This window comes from Candidatus Kerfeldbacteria bacterium (assembly GCA_016214565.1).
In the GTDB taxonomy this organism is placed as follows: Bacteria; Patescibacteriota; Patescibacteriia; order UBA10025; family JAHIVO01; genus JAXDBW01.
Genome location: JACROE010000001.1, coordinates 1 through 1122 on the forward strand (window position 1 = coordinate 1; position 1122 = coordinate 1122).

Annotated in this window: 1 protein-coding gene; it reads left to right on the plus strand. The window is 49.4% G+C overall.

Annotation, left to right across the window (positions count from 1 at the left end):
• Window positions 1-192: 192 nt before the first annotated feature.
• On the plus strand, window positions 193-1122 hold a 930-nt coding region (locus HZC01_00005; GenBank protein ID MBI5037081.1), incomplete at its 3' end, for a 16S rRNA (adenine(1518)-N(6)/adenine(1519)-N(6))-dimethyltransferase.

Genomic DNA, 1122 nt, shown 5'->3' on the forward strand with positions numbered 1-1122 from the left:
TGCCCCCCCACCTCAATCCTCTCCCCATGCTCCCAAGGCGCATCCGCCTTTGGCGGAGAGGGGAGAGGGGAGGGTGAGGGGGTTACCAGATTTGATTCTCGACGCCGGCCCATTGCCGCGGCGAAAGCCATCCACAATCGCCAAAGTCGTTGATGAAGAAATTCTTATTATACGACAAGGAGCGATCAAGTTATGATTGACTGGAAATATATTCATACGGAACCACTTGAAGCCTTGACTGATTCAGGCACAATTCAACAACTCTGTGACCAGTTTCAGATCAAGCCCACTCGCGGCGCTGGGCAGAATTTTTTAATTGATCCGAGCATCCTAGATGAGATGCTCGAGGCGGCGGAGATAAAAAAGAGTGACTCTGTTTTAGAAATTGGATCGGGATTCGGTGCCCTGACCATAGCTCTAGCGCAAAAGGCTAAGCAGGTGATAGCGGTGGAAAAAGACCCGCGGATTTTCGAGGCATTGGCAAAAATTGTGGAGTCACATAAGAATGTGAAGCTCGTGCAAGGAGACATTCTGAAAATTCCTAATTACCAATTACCAATTCCCAATCTTCATAACCCCTCCATGCCTCCCCTTATCTTAAGGGGAGGAGACGATTTCGATCCCCCTCTTAAGTTAAGAGGGGGTAGGGGGAGTTATGAGAACTATAAACTCGTCGCCAATCTACCCTACAGTATTACTTCGGCTGTATTGAGGAGATTCATTTCACCCTCCCCTTCATCCCCTCCCATCGAGGGAGGGGAGATGGATGGGCGACCAAAACTTCTTGTGGTTATGGTCCAAAAAGAGGTGGCCGAGCGCGTTTGTGCCCAGCCCGGAGAAATGTCTTTATTGTCAGTGGCCGTTCAATTTTACGCCAAGCCGGAGATTGTGCGAATTGTGCCACGCAGCGCTTTTTGGCCAGAGCCAGAGGTGGAGAGCGCGATTCTTCGGATTGTTATGCATCAAAAACCCCTCACCTTAGTCCTCTCCCCAGAGGGGAGAGGGAGCAAGGGTGAGGGGGAAAATTTAGAGAAAAAGTTTTTTCAAATCGTTCGCATAGGCTTTTCATCTCGCCGCAAACAATTACAGAACAATTTAGCCGCTGGCCTGCATATTTCCAAT